The sequence below is a fragment of the Rhodococcus sp. 077-4 genome, from assembly GCF_047782425.1.
Taxonomy (GTDB): domain Bacteria; phylum Actinomycetota; class Actinomycetes; order Mycobacteriales; family Mycobacteriaceae; genus Rhodococcoides.
Genome location: NZ_JAJPWC010000003.1, coordinates 19,166 through 33,967 on the forward strand (window position 1 = coordinate 19,166; position 14,802 = coordinate 33,967).

A 14,802-nucleotide genomic window follows, 5' to 3' on the forward strand; every position below is an offset into this window, starting at 1 on the left:
AAGGTTCTCCTCAGCTCCCAGCGCTACTTTGGACTCATGAGGTTTCTCGCTGCAGGTGTCATGTTGTGCCTGCTGCTGGTCGGCTGCAGCACCGCCTCCGGTGGCGACGACGAGACGATTCCGACGAACGATTCCACCACCCCGGTCGGCCTCGTTCAGCAACCGAGCGCACCTCCGGTCCCCCACGAGGTTCCCGTCGGCGACGTCGGGACCATGTTCGAGCCGACTCCCAACCTCATCCGCGCCACCACCACCCCGTTCGAATCGTGGAGCCAGGTCTCTCCCAACACCATCGCGGTGCACTTCGTGACGGGCACCCCGGAGTGCTACGGGGCCGACGCCTCGGTCACCGAAACCGACACCACCGTCACCATCGAACTGCGGACCGGCACCAGGCCCGACGCGGCAGACAAGTCCTGCATCATGGTCGCCGTCTACGCCACCATGCAGATGACTCTGGCATCGCCTCTCGGTAACCGCACAATCCTGAATGCGGCCTGACCGCTACGCAGGTAGGGTCCGAGCGGTGAGCGATCAACTCCCAGACCGGGATCGAAGCCAGGTTCGCGCCGCCGACGCCGACAGAAACCTCGTCGCGCAGTTGCTCAGTGACGCCTTCGCGAACGGCCAACTCACCGTAAGCGAGTACGACGAACGCACCGCCGCGGTCTATCGGGCGAAAACCTACGGCGAACTCGACCTGTTGACCGGCGACCTGGTGCTGTCTCCCCCTCCCGCGACCGCGCCATCGGGTGGCTCCTCGAACGACCGCGTGATCGCGATCATGAGCGGTGCCGTGCGCAAGGGCGAGTGGACTCCCGCCGCACGCATCGACGCGTTCGCATTCTGGGGCGGGATCGAACTCGACCTACGCCGCGCATCGTTCACCACCGAGGAAACCACCATCAATTGCGTGGCCATCATGGGCGGCATTGAGGTCACCGTGCCGCCCGGAGTGAGCGTCGAAGTCCGCGGCATGGGCATCATGGGTGGCTTCGAACACGTCAGCGCGACGCATCCCGGCGCACCGCGCGTGATTATCACCGGCTTCGCCTTCTGGGGTGGCGTCTCGGTGGAGATCAAGGCCCCCGAGAAGTGATTCAGGAACGCCGACGCTTGAGGTAGTCGGTCACCACCGCGGCACCGAGTCCGTCCAGATCCGGCGCGATGACGCGTCCGCCGACTCGCTCGGCCATCTTGTCGACCACGCGCGCGAGGCCCGGATCGTCGCCGAGCCGGAAGATCGTCACCTGCGCACCGAGTTTCGCGACGGTATCGAGCTCGCGAACGGTCAGTCCCAGGGTCTTCGACGACGGCGGATAGTCGAAGTACGCGTGCCCGTCGGGTTCCAGATGGGCCGTCGGCTCGCCGTCGGTGACGATCAAGACCACGGGCTGCGCGTTGGGATGACGCCGCAGATGCCGCACCGCGAGCATCAGCGCGTGGTGCAGATTGGTGCCCTGATCATAGGCACCGTCCAGCCCGGCCAGCTCGGATGCAGTCAATGTCTGTGCGTGCCTACCGAATCCGATCAGTTGCAGATCGTCTCCGCGGAACCGGGTACTCACCAGGTGGTTGAGCGCCAGCGCTGTGCGTTTCATCGGCACCCAGCGGCCGTCCATCACCATCGAGAACGACGTGTCGACGAGCAACGCCACCGCTGCTTGGGTTCGCGTTTCTGTTTCGCTGATCTCGACGTCGGTCACCTGCAGCTGGACCGGAAAGCCCGATCCCTGTGCAGCTGAACGCAATACCGCATTGTTCACCGTGCGGGTCACGTCCCACGGTTCGGTGTCGCCGAACTCCCAGGCCCGCGATGCCCCCGTCGGTTCACCCATCGCACCGGCTTTGCGGGTGTCTCGCTCGCCGCCGCGTCGGGACAGTTTGCCTGCCACATCTTTCAGCGCCGACTGCCCCAGCTGACGCATGGCCTTGGGTGAGAGCCGCCATTGCCCGTCGGCACCCTTGTCCATGAAACCCTGCTGCTGCAGCGCCTTTTCGAGTTCCGAGAGCATCCTCGCATCGGCCGCCGCCTCGGGCCCGAGCTGTTTCAACAATGCGTCGGCGTCGATGTCGTCCAGTGCGGCACCGTTGTACTGCTGGGAGAGTTGATTTCCCAGGTTCTCGAGGTCCGCGATGTCCTGGAGTGCGCCGGTACCGTCGCCGAGACCCATGCCGTTCTCGCCGCGGAAGTTCTGCGAGCCGTCCCAGTCCTCACCGGGTCTGGCCTGCTGCAAATTCTGATCGAGCTGATCGAGCTGGCTCAGTAGATTCGAGTCGCCGAATGCCTGCTGTGCCAACGCATCGAGCTCGGCACGTTGCTCGGGGCTCAGCGAATTTCTCAGGCGTTGCGCCGCAGCCGCACGTTCTGCGAGGGAGTCGAGGAGTTCGTCGACGCTCTTCGGATTCTCCGGAAAGTGCTGACCGTGCTTGTCCATGAACTGCTCGAACTGCTCGTCGGTGTCCTCGCCCTTGTTGTGGGCGTCGAGCAACTCGTTGAGGTCTTTGAGCATCTCGCTGATGGCCTGACGGTCCTGATCGGTCGCACCTTCGAGGGCCTGCTTCATGCCCGCGAAACGCTGGTCGAGCATCTCGCGTCCGAGCAGGTCCTTGATCTTCTCGTAGTTCTCGCGCCCCTGCGGCGACCGCCAGTCGTAGTCCGAAAGCTCCTGCACCGCTTGGGCAGTGGACGGCGAGAGATCACCGATCTGCATCTCCTGGAACCGTGCGTCGTCGTCGAGGGCACGTGCCAGCGCCTTGCGTTCTTCCAGCACGGCCTGGTCGAGGAGCTCTCGCACTTCCTGCAAAGTGCCGTCGAGGTTGTTCTTCTTCAACAGATCTCGTCGACGCTTGGCGGCTTGGGCTGCCAGGTCGTCGAGCCCGCGCATGTTCTTCGTGCCGCGCCGCAGCATCTCCTGCAGCGCCCGCCGCGGGGACGCGCCCTCGAGCACGTCCTCACCGATGGCGTCGAGCGCCTCACGCAGATCCACCGGTGGCGCAAGGGGATCCGGACCGTCGTGGTATCGCCCGTATCTGGATTTCACCATCAGCTGTACACCGTCTGGCCGTCGTCGTCGGGGTCTTTGGAGATACGACGGGCGAGGTACAGGCCTTCGAGGGCGAGTTCGACGGCGGCTGCTTTCTCGCCATCCGACACTGCGTTCAGCCGCTCGTGGATGTCGCCGATGACCTCGACGTCGGGCAGCTCGTCGAGCAGAGCCTTGGCGGTGATGCGGTCGCCGGTGACGATCGGCTCACCCGTCTCGATTGCTGTCACCAGAGCGGCGAGGTTGATGCCGCCGAGATGTGCCCGGACGGTATCGGCGGTCGCGCGGCGCAGCATGTGCTCGAGCACCTCCATTTCTCGCCCTTCCTCACCCGACTCGAACTCGACCTTGCCGCGCAACACCTCGATGATGGTTCCCAGGTCCACCGGCCGGGCAACGGCATCCGCTTCGCCGAGAATTGCGGCCCGGTGAACGGCTGCGGCAGCGATGGTTTCGGCCGCTGCGATTGCGAACCGAGCGGAAACGCCCGAGCGCTGATCCACCGACGGCGACTCGCGCAGCAGTCGGGTGAATCGGGCCAACACCTCGAGCAGATACGCCGGAACCGTTGCCTGCAGATCTGCTTCCTGGTCGATGACGGCCACCTCGGCGTCGAGCTCGAGGGGGTAGTGCGTCCTGATCTCGGCCCCGAAACGGTCCTTGAGCGGGGTGATGATACGTCCGCGATTGGTGTAGTCCTCGGGGTTCGCGCTCGCCACGAGCATGACGTCGAGCGGCAGGCGCAGGGTGTAGCCGCGCACCTGTATGTCGCGCTCCTCCATGACGTTCAGCAGCGAGACCTGGATGCGCTCGGCGAGGTCAGGGAGCTCGTTGATCGCCACGATGCCGCGGTGGCTACGCGGGACGAGTCCGAAGTGAATGGTCTCCGGGTCGCCGAGACTGCGGCCCTCGGCGACCTTGACGGGATCGACGTCGCCGACGAGGTCTGCCACCGACGTATCCGGTGTCGCAAGCTTCTCGGCGTACCGCTCGCTGCGATGACGCCACTCGACGGGCAGGTCGTCGCCCAGTTCTTCGGCTTTGCGAATGCTGGCAGGGGTGATGGGCTCGTACGGATGTTCTCCCAGTTCGGCACCGGCGATCACCGGCACCCACTCGTCGAGCAGCAGATTCAGGGTCCGCAGCAGACGCGTCTTGCCCTGCCCGCGCTCGCCGAGCAACACCACGTCGTGACCGGCCAGAATCGCCCGCTCGAACTGCGGCAACACCGTCGAGCCGAATCCGACGATCCCCGGCCACGGATCTGTGCCGTCGCGCAACGCTTTCAGAAGATTTTCGCGCAACTCTTCCTTGATCGACCGCTGCCGATGTCCGGATGCCTTGAGTTCGCCGAGAGTGGAGATGCCAGGTTTGGTAGAGGTCACCGCTCCACGCTACGAGCGTTTGGCCGATGCTGCCACGGAGATCTGGGATCCGGTGTCCCGAGTTCTCAGTTGTGCCGCCCGAACAGGGAGGATTGCCTGCATAAGTGCGAACTCGCTAGACCGGAGCGCCTGCCTCACGCAGCTTGGCCCGAACTCGCCGGACAACTTCTTCGGGGCGAAGCCGCAGCTGCTCCGAGTTGACCCGCACGATCTGCCACGTGCACTGATGCAGGTCCTCGTACCGCTCGATGTCGCGGGTCCGCTGACGCTCGTCGAGCCAGTGCTGGACACCCTCGTACTCGACCCCCACCCGCCAACGCCTCCACCCGATGTCGATTCGCGCGACGAATCTGCCGTCACTGCTCCGCACCTCGATCTGCGTCTCGGGTGTGGGCAGCCCCGCCTCGATCAACAGCAGCCTGGTCCGAGTCTCCTGCGGCGATTCGGCACCACCGTCTGCGAGGTCCAGCGCCCTGAACAGTCGTCGGATCCCCCGCGTGCCCGGTCGATGCAGCGCATAGTCGCGCACGTTCTGCGCGCTCAGACGGGTTGCAGCCATCAACGAGTCGAGCCCGACCACATTCCCTGGCGGCGGAACCCAACGCCCGAGGTCGAAGGCGGTTCGCACTGGCGTCGTCACAGCCAGACCGCCGAGGGTGAGCACATCACCGTCGTCGAACGAGTCGTGGTGAATTCTCAGTCCGGGCAGTTGATGTGACCTGCCGGCCGCGAGCACACTCGGGGGTGCAGTCGAGTCGATCCATTTCGCACCATGGACCGCCGCTGCTGAAATACCTGCGATCACTGCGCCGTCGCCGACGCAGATCGATGCGGCGATGGCCATCGTTCGGGCATCGCGAGCCGTGCCCTTGCAGACGTAGGTGTCTCGAAAGACCCTCGTGTAGTCGCGGCTCAGCTGGTGTCTGCTGAGAGCACCCGAGCGCATCGCCTGCGAACCCCGGAACGGCCCGACCTGAATCCCCATCGGTCAACACTGGCAGGGCAGACACCCCTGAAACGGCCTGCTCAGCGATCTGTGGATAACTTTCTACCTATCCACAGATCGCCGAACTCGCAGTTGTGCAGCCGAAAGTGGGGTAAGGGGCTACACAACTGCGAGTTCGGCGTCAGGCACTAGTGCGCGAAGTGTCGCGAACCCGTCAGATACAGCGTCACGCCCGCATCCTGTGCAGCGGCGATCACTTCGTTGTCGCGTACCGAACCACCAGGCTGCACAACGGCTTTGACGCCTGCACTCATCAGCACCTGCAGGCCGTCGGGGAACGGGAAGAACGCATCCGAGGACGCCACCGAACCGACGACGCGGTCACCGGCCCGCTTGACGGCGAGGTGGGCAGCGTCGACGCGGTTGACCTGGCCCATTCCGACGCCGACCGACGCGCCGTCGTGGGCGAGCAGGATCGCGTTGGACTTGACGGCTCTGCCTGCGCGCCAGGCGAATTCGAGATCCTTCAAAGTCTGCTCTTCGGCAGGCTCTCCCGCGGCGAGTGTCCAGTTGGCCGGATTGTCGCCGTCTGCGTCGAGCACGTCCCGCTGCTGCAGCAGTGCGCCACCGGAAACAGGCTTGAGTTCGACACCGGAGGTGGGCGGCGCAACAGCAAGCAGGACGCGAATGTTCTTCTTGCGCTGCAGTACTCCGAGTGCTCCGTCGGCGTAGGACGGCGCGATGATGACCTCGGTGAAGATCTCGGCCACCTGCTCGGCCATCTCGACGGTGACTTCACGGTTGGCTGCGATGACGCCGCCGTATGCGCTCACCGGATCGCAGGCGTGCGCCTTGCGGTGCGCCTCGGCGATGTCCGCTCCGACGGCGATGCCGCACGGGTTGGCGTGCTTGATGATGGCGACGGCGGGCTCGGCGTGATCGAACGCGGCACGCCACGCCGCATCGGAATCGGTGAAGTTGTTGTACGACATCTCTTTACCGTGCAACTGCTCAGCCTGCGCGATGCCTGGCGCAGCGGACGAGTCCACGTACAGTGCCGCCTTCTGGTGCGGGTTCTCGCCGTAGCGGAGCACGGCCGAGCGGTCCCAGGTTCCGCCGATCCACTGCGGGAACACCGTCTCGGTGTCAGGGGTGAGCACGCTGCTCATCCACGACGCCACCGCGACGTCGTAGGCAGCCGTGTGCTGAAATGCCTGTGCGGCAAGTGATGTGCGCTCGGCAAGGGTGAATCCACCACCGGAGACGGCCGTCAGCACGTCCGCGTAGCGAGCCGGATCGACGACGACGGCAACCGACGGATGGTTCTTGGCCGCGGCACGCACCATGGACGGTCCGCCGATGTCGATCTGCTCGACGCACTCGTCCGGAGTAGCGCCGCTGGCGACGGTCTCGGTGAACGGGTAGAGGTTCACCACGACGAGCTCGAAGGCCTCGATGCCCAGTTCCTCGAGCTGCGAAAGATGTTCGGGCTTACGGGTATCGGCGAGCACGCCGGCATGCACGCGCGGATGCAGAGTCTTGACGCGTCCCTCGAGGGTCTCGGGGAATCCGGTGAGGTCCTCGACCTTGGTGACCGGGATTCCGGCGTCGGCGATCTTGCTCGCCGTCGATCCGGTGGACACCAGAGCGACGCCTGCGCTGTGCAAGCCGGTCGCCAGTTCGATCAGTCCGGTCTTGTCGTAGACGCTGACCAGCGCGCGGCGCACTGCTTTACGTTCACTCATCGGATTATCTGAGCCTTTCGTCCATCGGAGGTGACACCTTTGGCGGCCACGGCTGCGACCACGTCGACCAGCAACCGTCGCTCCACAGTCTTGATGCGTTCGTGCAACGCGGATTCGTCGTCGCCGTCGAGAACCGGAACGGCTTCCTGCGCCAGGATCGGCCCGGTGTCGACACCGGAGTCGACCAGGTGAACCGTCGAACCGGTCAGTTTGACGCCGTGGCGCAGTGCGTCCCGGACGGCGTGCGCGCCGGGAAACGACGGCAGGAGTGCGGGGTGAGTGTTGACGATGCGTCCGGCAAAGGCGTCGAGAAAGGCCGGACCGAGTATTTTCATGAACCCGGCGGTGACGATCAGATCCGGCTCGAAGCGCAGTACGGAATCGGTGAGCGCGCGGTCCCAGGCCGATCGATCGGCGAAGTCTCGCAGGGCGATACGAAAGTGCGGGATCGCGGCATCGGCTGCATGATGCGCGGCATCGCAGTCGCGGTCGACGCCCACCGCAACGATGCGCGCAGGATAGTTGTCGGCGGCAGTCGCGGCGATGAGCGACTGCAGGAGCGAGCCGGTCCCCGATGCGAGGACGACGACCCGCGCGGGTGTCTCACGCAAGGCAGTCAGCGCACTACTCCTGAAATATCGAGGGGGATGGTTCAGCCAGCGGAAAGCCTAGTCGCTGCTCCCCCGACCCCTACCGGGCAGGTCCGTCCTGATCCCCGGGCGGGGCGACGATCTCGGCGTCCAGCGGTTCGTCGGTGTCGGTTTCGACGGTAGCGTCGGGTTCCTCGGTAGGGGGCTCGTCGGCAGGAGGTTCGTCCACGACCTCCGCCTCGACGACGTCCTCGACCTCTTCGGCCCTCTCCGGCTCGGCGGGGGCCGCTTCGATGGCCAACTCGGCCGCCGGTATCGGTGCGGGTTGGGGCTCCTCGCGTGCCGGCTCGGGAGCTGCTCGACGCCACATGACGACGGCGGCCGAGGCCGACCCGACGACGCCCAACCATGCGAACGTCAGCAGCCCGAAGCTCCACACGGTCACTTCGACGGTTCCGAAGGTGCCGAGGTTGCCACCCGCGGCGTATCCGAGCAGCGCTGCCAGCCCTCCGGTGACAGCTGCGACGGCCCACACGGAAGACAGCGCAACCTGGATGTCGACGCTGCGAATCGCGCAATCGCGGCCGAGCAGCAGACCCGCACCGATCGGTACGACGAGCATCACCACCCAGATCGTCTGGGCCGCCCCTTCGGGAAGAACGGCCAGGATCGGCAACGGCGGGAGTGGTCCGCCCGTCGTAGAGAACAGGCTGACCGACGCGTCGCCGAACCCGGCCGACGAGCCGGTGGCCACCGCGAGGGCGCCGACGATGACATTGGGGAGGTAGAGCACCGACAGCACGGTCAGCCCGAGCATTCCGAGAACGTCGCGTCCGCTCTCGACCAGTGCGCCTGCGGTCTCCCACGAGGCGAGCAGGGAAAGCAGCACGACGGCCGCGCCGCCTGCCGCGAGGATCGAGATCGCGCGCACGAACGGCGCGACGAGTGCGCGCACCCACTCCGGAAGCCCGCGGCGGATCACCAGTGAGTCCCACCGAGCGAGGATCAGGCCGGTTCCCGATGCGGCCGCGTGCACGCCTGCCACCCAGGAGAAGGCAACGAGTGCGTTGGGGCTCGACAGTCCGATGACGGTTGATGCATCCTTGGCGACGGCCAGGGCGATGGCGGTGACGGCGAGTGGGCCCGCCATCGAGGCAGCGAACACCCACCGAACGACGCGACGATCGGTCTCGGCATCGACGGCACGGTGGACGGTACGGGCAACGGACCAGCCGATGATCAGTGTCGGCAGGAGCGGTGCGACGCCGAGCGACGTACCACCGATGGTCAGGGGGACCAGGTGCACGGCGAACCAGGACCCGGCGATCGCTCCCAGGGTTCCGGTGAGATCGCTGTTGACCGACACGAGGGTGACCAACGCCAGAGTCGTCGCAATCACGACAATCAGCCCAGAGGTCTTGAACGCCACTGCGGCGAGCATGCGCGACTGATCGGGCGTCGGCCCGGTACCGACGCGGGCAGTCCGCGCGGCCGCGCGTCGAGTGTCTCGGTTCAATAGATCGCTCATCGCAACGAGAGTCGCATCAACTCCGCGGCGCGCCGGTCAGGCGCGCCGCGAAGTGACATGTGACCTGAGAGATTCAGTCGCGCTTCTTGTCGTCCTCTGCCGGAGTGGCACCGAACGCCTGAGTCGGTGCGCCGTACGGCGTCGACTGCTCACCGGATTCCGGCTCGCCGGACGTCGCCGGCGGCTGGCCGTATCCCGACGATTGTCCGTACTGGTACTGATTCGGCGGGTAGGCCTGCCCGGACGCAGGACCGCTCGGACCGGAGTACGGGGGCGGCGAGTAACCACCCTGCGGCGCGGTGTTCGGGTTGGACTGTCCGTACGATGGCTGACCCGGGTTGTAGGAATGTTGGCCCGATGACTGACCGCTCGGCGCTTGCCCGCTGAGCCCCTGACCGCTGAGTCCTTGACCGCTGGGACCTTGACCGAAGTTCGACGACGTCCCCTGGGGCTGTCCGTACGACGGCGGGTTCCCGTATGCCTGGGGCTGCGACGGTCCCCCGAACGAGGTCGTCGGCGCGTTGTACGGGTTCTGCTGGCCGTATCCGGACTGCTGGTTCTGGTTGCCGTACCCGGCCGGCTTGGGTGCCGGAGCCTTGACGATGCCTGCATCGAGCAGCAGTGCCACCACGGCCGCGGCTGCCTGGACGAAACCGAGGACGAGTACCAGAATTGCGCCGATACCCAGCGAGCTGGTGGTGCTGGCGAACTCGTTGCCGTCTTCGCTCGGAAGACTGAACGACTGGAACACCAGCACGAGCAAACCGGTGATCGCCAGGGCGGCCACGACGGCGTGATTCCTGGCATCCTTCTGCAGCAACGAGGCACCCGCGATCAAGCCTGCTGCGAGCAGCAGAGCAACCGACACGGCGCTTCCGCCGGCCGCGAAGAACGAGGTGCTGAACGTCGTCTGGATACTGCTCGGCAGTTCCTGCGAGGAGCTGACCTCCGCGGTGACGAGGTCGAGCAGGCCGAGCAGGAAGTTGACGATGCCGAGACCGAGGATCACGAACGTGAGGATCTTCGGCAGGTTCGCCAGCCCCGATCCACCCGACTTCGACTGCGATGCAGCAGAACCCGGAGCGGACGTGCCCGGCACCGGAGGGCCGAACGGATTGGACACGGACGGCTGGTGGAACGGCTGATTCTGGGCTGATTGACCGCGAGGATCGGGCGGCGGCTGATTCGACTGTGGTTGATTCGGGGAGGACGACGGCCCGTAGGACGGCCCACCTCCGCCGTAGCCACCAGAGTTGGAGCCCCCTGATTCAGGGCCGCCGGGCGAGTAGGTCATCGCGTCTCCTCATCGGTGATGGTCCGCAACCCAGGTCGGTCGGATCCTTGCAACTCACGCTACTGCACGGACCCGACCGATCGGAGGGCCGAAGGTCAGCGAGCTGCGACGAGCTCCTGCTCGTTCGACTCGGCCGCCTCGAGCTCGCGAACGAGCGGCAACACCTTTGCGCCGAAGTACTCGATCTCCTCCTGGAAGTGCAGGAAGCCACCGAGAATCAGGTCGACGCCATGCCGCCGGTAGGCGACGATTCGCTCCGCCACCTGCTCCGGGGTGCCGATCAACTGGGTCTTGAACCCGTCGTTGTACTGAACGAGGTCCTCGAACGTCGAGTCTGCCCACATGCCCTTGCCGTCCTTGGTGGAGGACCCGGCCTGCTGTACTGCTCCCCTGAATCCTTCGACGGCAGGCTTGTTGGCCTTCTCGATGATCTCGCGCAGTGTGTCTCGCGCTTCCTTCTCACTGTCTCGCGCGATGATGAACCCGTTGAGTCCGAACTTGACCTCCCGCTGGTGATCACGAGCGACGCGTCGCAGATTGTCGAGCTGCTCGGTGACGCCGTCGAAATCCTTGCCGTTGCTGAAGTACCAGTCCGAGTACCGTCCGGCATTCTCCTGCGCCGCAGACGAATTGCCGCCTTGGAACAGCTCGGGGTTCGGTCGCTCGGGGGTGTTGAGCGGCTTCGGCTTGAGGGTGAAATCGTGGATCCGGTAGAAATCACCTCGGAAGTCCACGTCGTCCTCGGTCCAGATCTTGCGCAGCACCTGCAGGAATTCCGCACTGCGACGGTATCGTTCGTCGTGCTCGAGCCACGGTTCACCGAGGTGAGTGAACTCGTCCTTGAACCAACCACTGACGACGTTGACGGCGAACCGGCCGTTGGAGAGGTGATCGGCAGTGGCGCCGAGCTTGGCGAGCACCGCCGGCTGCCACAGCCCGGGGTGCACTGCCGCAATCACTTTGAGCCGTTCGGTGGCCAGTAGCAGTGCGAGCGAGAAGCTCGTCGACTCGTGCTGGAACTCGGCCCCGTAACTCGCCTCGTAGCGAACCTGACTCAAGGCATACTCGAAGCCGTTGTTCTCTGCCGTCTGCGCGAGCTTCTTGTTGTACTCGTAATCCCAGCTGGTCCGCTGCTCGATGGTGCTGGTCACCAACCCACCCGAGACGTTGGGTACCCAGTACGCGAACTTGATTGCGTCGGCGATCTTTTCGGTGCTCATGGTTCTCCCTTTTCGAGCTTGTTCTACGAGTACCAGGTCGGCTCGGGCAGCTCACCTGTGAGTACCCAGCGTCCGACCTCGCGTCGCTTGTAGGCAACCGGATCGTGCAGCGTGTGCGTACGGACGTTGCGCCAGAAGCGGTCGAAGCCGTACTTGCTGGCCGTCGCTCGCGCGCCGAGCGCCTCGAACACCGTCGAAGTGATCTCGAGCGAAACCTCTGTGGCGCGTGCCTTGACTGCGGCGACGCGCACCTCGTGGTCGCCGCGCTCTTGGGCGGTGACGTTCCAGGCGTTGTCGTGAATCTTCTGTCCTTCCAACGCAACTGCGTCGGCGAGAGCTTCGACGGCCCAGAGCTTGGAGGTCAGGTCACCGTAGATGTCGATGATGTAGGGCTCGTCGACGGCCTTGTCCACGGTGCTGTGCAGCCAGGCGCGGGTCTTGTCCTTGGTGTACGACGCAGCTTCCTCGAGGGCACCCCTCGCGATCCCGAGGTAGAAGTTGACGAACACCAGCTGGATGGTCGGGACGTTGAGGGTGTTGTAGACGCGCGGCTGGAAGGCCTTGTCCACGAACCCTGCTGCGCTCGCCCAGTCGACGCGCACCTTGTCGACGGTGACGCTGCCGCTCTCGGTCTGACGCTGGCCGATGTTGTCCCAGTCGTCGTGAAAGGACAGACCCTCGATGTTCGACGGCACGATCGCGAAGACGTGGTCGGTGCTGCCTTCGAGTGCACCTTCGAGCACGGTCACATCGGAGACGCGGCTGCCGGTGGAGAAGGTCTTGGAACCGTCGAAGACGATGGTCTCGCCCTCATCGGTGACAGCGACGTCGTTGTCCCGCGGGTTGACGGCTCCGCCGAAGAACCACTTGTTCTTCGTCGCGTCGGCCTCGACGGCCTCGATCTGCTCGGGGGTGCCGACGAGGCGGGCAGCCCAGAACCAGAGCAGGTGGTATCCCAGCAGCTGGCCGATCGAACCGTCGGCCTTGGACACGGTGCGAATCACCTGGTAGGCCGTCGGCCAATCCTGGCCGCCGCCACCGTGTTCGACGGGGCCGAGCAGCGTGACGAGTCCGGCGTCCTTGAGGAGCTGCACCTCGGCGGTGGGGACCTCGCGGCCCTTGTCGCGAGCAACTGCATCGACCGCGAGGAGTTGAGCTACCTCACCTGCGCGAGAGATCCACCCGGCGGCGGTGGTGGGGGCGTCGGGCCAGGACTTGGCGAGGGCACGGTTTTCTGTGGTTGTCATGATGCTCAGTGAAGTCGTGCGCCGAAGCAATGACCACACTTCGATTCAGCGTGATTTCAAGAGCTGCGTTCGGTCCGTAACACACCCCGGAAAACTACTTCGTGACAGCTATGCAGAATTTGTAACGCTTTGCCGGCACACCAGTTAGTGTGGCGTACATCACACATTGGCTGCCGGTTCGCCCGCCTTCCCCTAGGACGTCACCATGCGCAAGACCCTTCTCGCCACCGTCGCCGTTGCCGGCGCTCTGGCCGCCGCCGTCATCTCACCTGCGGTATCCAACGCTGTCCCCACCAACGTGACCTTCACCGTCGCGGGCGGGGCACTCACCATCACGGCTCCGACAGACCAAGCGCTGACCGTGACCGGAAATACGGCGAGCGGAGGAATCACCCCCGTAGTCGTGTCCGACCAGCGACTGGGGATCAACGGCTGGACCGCATCGGCGATCAGCTCTGCATTCGACAAGCCCGCACCGGACGCGGCATCCATTCCCGCTACGGCAGTGACCTATTCGGCACCGCTGCTGCCTGCACGCACGGGTGTTTCCACGGTTGCCGGAGTACTGGTGCCTCAGACCATCGATACCACCAAGCCCGTCGTGACCGCGACAGCGGTCGTCGGCGCAAACACCGCCACGTGGACCGGCACCGTCTCTGTCGCGCTGCCGAGCAACGTCGTGGCCGGCAACTACACGGGCATCGTCACGCATTCGGTGGCTTGATCTGTACATGTCACTTCATCGGGGATTGACTGCCGGAGTCCTGACACTTCTGACGTTCGCTTCGGTGTTCGTCACGCAGGCTCCGGCTGCAGCTCAACAGCCGACCGAACCGGCACCGGTGGGCAGCGTCGGTATACGACTGCTCGAAGCGCCGGTGTCCCTCCAGGACGACCCACGAGCGTTGGCGTACATCATCGACAACCTGGCTCCTGGTACGACCATCACCAGGCGTATCGAGGTCAGCAACAGCACCGATCGAGAACAGCCGGTCACCCTGTATCCCGCTGCCGCATCGATCGGAGCAGACGACGCCGGTTTCGAGGTGGGCGACGACCGTGCCGTCAACGAGCTGACGACGTGGATGTCGGTGGTGCCGACGGACTTGACGCTTGCTCCTAGTTCCGCGGCAGAAGCGGTTGTGACCGTTGCGGTTCCACCCGACGCCCCCGAAGGTGAGCAGTACGCCGTCGTGTGGGCGCAAACTGCGGGCGCTCCAACAGGAACCGGTATCCAGAACGTCAGCCGCGTCGGTATCCGCACCTACCTCTCGGTCGGTCCGGGAAACGGACCGGCCGCCGATCTGGAGATCGGCGATGTCAGCGCGGCGCGCACCGACACGGGTGCACCGGAAGTACGAGTCGGAGTCACCAATACCGGCGGCCGCGCCCTCGATCCGCGGGGCACGGTGGAGTTGTCCGGTGGCCCCGGCGGAATCTCGGCTGCGCCTGCGCAGGGTTCGGGCGGATCCATCGCGCCCGGTCAGTCGGGGAACGTCACCTTCACGCTCGATGCGGCTCTTCCGGCAGGGCCTTGGCAGGCAGAAGTGACGATCACGAGTGGCCTGGTGAACAAGACGTCCAACCTCGAGGTGACTTTCCCCGAGCAAGGCTCGGTCACTGCAGAAAGTTCGGCACCGGAGGCGGGTACGCCGGTGTGGATCTGGGCGGTCGTCGCGCTGCTGATCGTCGCCGTCGCGGCAGTCCTTCTCATGGCGATTCGGCGACGAAAGACCACCTGACATGCGACGTCTAGCAACGGCGGTCGGATTGGCAATGGTTCTTGCGGTCACTGCCAAC

13 protein-coding genes are annotated in these 14,802 nt (G+C 65.2%); 4 read left to right on the forward strand and 9 right to left on the reverse strand.

The window, feature by feature from the left end:
- Positions 1–36: 36 nt before the first annotated feature.
- Positions 37–501, forward strand: coding sequence for a hypothetical protein (locus ACNEOT_RS16365; protein ID WP_415975254.1), 465 nt, complete (start codon positions 37–39; stop codon positions 499–501).
- 25 nt (positions 502–526) lie between these two features.
- Positions 527–1,099: a DUF1707 SHOCT-like domain-containing protein gene (locus ACNEOT_RS16370; protein WP_415975255.1), complete on the forward strand. Its 573-nt coding sequence runs from the start codon at positions 527–529 to the stop codon at positions 1,097–1,099.
- Position 1,100: 1 nt separating this feature from the next.
- Here ACNEOT_RS16370 and ACNEOT_RS16375 read toward each other — a convergent pair whose 3' ends face one another.
- From ACNEOT_RS16375 to ACNEOT_RS16415, 9 genes are all read right to left on the reverse strand, one after another.
- Entirely contained in the window at positions 1,101–3,047 is a 1,947-nt protein-coding gene (locus tag ACNEOT_RS16375; RefSeq protein WP_415975257.1) for a hypothetical protein, read from the reverse strand.
- Positions 3,047–4,432, reverse strand: a complete 1,386-nt coding sequence (locus ACNEOT_RS16380) for an ATP-binding protein (RefSeq protein ID WP_415975258.1) — start codon at positions 4,430–4,432, stop codon at positions 3,047–3,049. The genes ACNEOT_RS16375 and ACNEOT_RS16380 overlap by 1 nt, the downstream gene beginning before the upstream one ends.
- A gap of 115 nt (positions 4,433–4,547) precedes the next feature.
- The gene (locus ACNEOT_RS16385) at positions 4,548–5,417 is read right to left on the reverse strand and encodes a hypothetical protein (RefSeq protein WP_415975260.1); all 870 of its coding nucleotides are present in this window, start codon (positions 5,415–5,417) and stop codon (positions 4,548–4,550) included.
- Positions 5,418–5,566: 149 nt separating this feature from the next.
- Positions 5,567–7,123 (reverse strand): bifunctional phosphoribosylaminoimidazolecarboxamide formyltransferase/IMP cyclohydrolase, encoded by a 1,557-nt coding sequence (purH, locus tag ACNEOT_RS16390; protein ID WP_415975261.1) that lies wholly within the window; start codon positions 7,121–7,123, stop codon positions 5,567–5,569.
- Entirely contained in the window at positions 7,120–7,734 is a 615-nt protein-coding gene (gene purN, locus ACNEOT_RS16395; RefSeq protein ID WP_415975263.1) for a phosphoribosylglycinamide formyltransferase, read from the reverse strand. The genes purH and purN overlap by 4 nt, the downstream gene beginning before the upstream one ends.
- 79 nt (positions 7,735–7,813) lie before the next feature.
- Positions 7,814–9,241 (reverse strand): DUF6350 family protein, encoded by a 1,428-nt coding sequence (locus ACNEOT_RS16400; RefSeq protein ID WP_415975264.1) that lies wholly within the window; start codon positions 9,239–9,241, stop codon positions 7,814–7,816.
- Between the two features lie 73 nt (positions 9,242–9,314).
- The gene (locus ACNEOT_RS16405; RefSeq protein ID WP_415975266.1) at positions 9,315–10,535 is read right to left on the reverse strand and encodes a DUF5336 domain-containing protein; all 1,221 of its coding nucleotides are present in this window, start codon (positions 10,533–10,535) and stop codon (positions 9,315–9,317) included.
- A 95-nt stretch (positions 10,536–10,630) separates the two neighbouring features.
- On the reverse strand, positions 10,631–11,755 hold the full coding sequence (gene sfnG / locus ACNEOT_RS16410; protein ID WP_415975268.1) for a dimethylsulfone monooxygenase SfnG: 1,125 nt from the start codon (positions 11,753–11,755) through the stop codon (positions 10,631–10,633).
- A 23-nt stretch (positions 11,756–11,778) separates the two neighbouring features.
- Positions 11,779–13,002 carry an acyl-CoA dehydrogenase family protein gene (locus tag ACNEOT_RS16415; protein WP_415975270.1) on the reverse strand — a complete coding sequence of 408 codons (1,224 nt, stop codon included), beginning with the start codon at positions 13,000–13,002 and terminating at the stop codon, positions 11,779–11,781.
- Between the two features lie 205 nt (positions 13,003–13,207).
- Between ACNEOT_RS16415 and ACNEOT_RS16420 the strand changes: the two genes are divergently transcribed.
- Positions 13,208–13,726 (forward strand): hypothetical protein, encoded by a 519-nt coding sequence (locus ACNEOT_RS16420; RefSeq protein ID WP_415975272.1) that lies wholly within the window; start codon positions 13,208–13,210, stop codon positions 13,724–13,726.
- 7 nt (positions 13,727–13,733) lie between these two features.
- Positions 13,734–14,744, forward strand: a complete 1,011-nt coding sequence (locus tag ACNEOT_RS16425) for a hypothetical protein (RefSeq protein WP_415975274.1) — start codon at positions 13,734–13,736, stop codon at positions 14,742–14,744.
- The last annotated feature ends 58 nt before the right edge of the window (positions 14,745–14,802 follow it).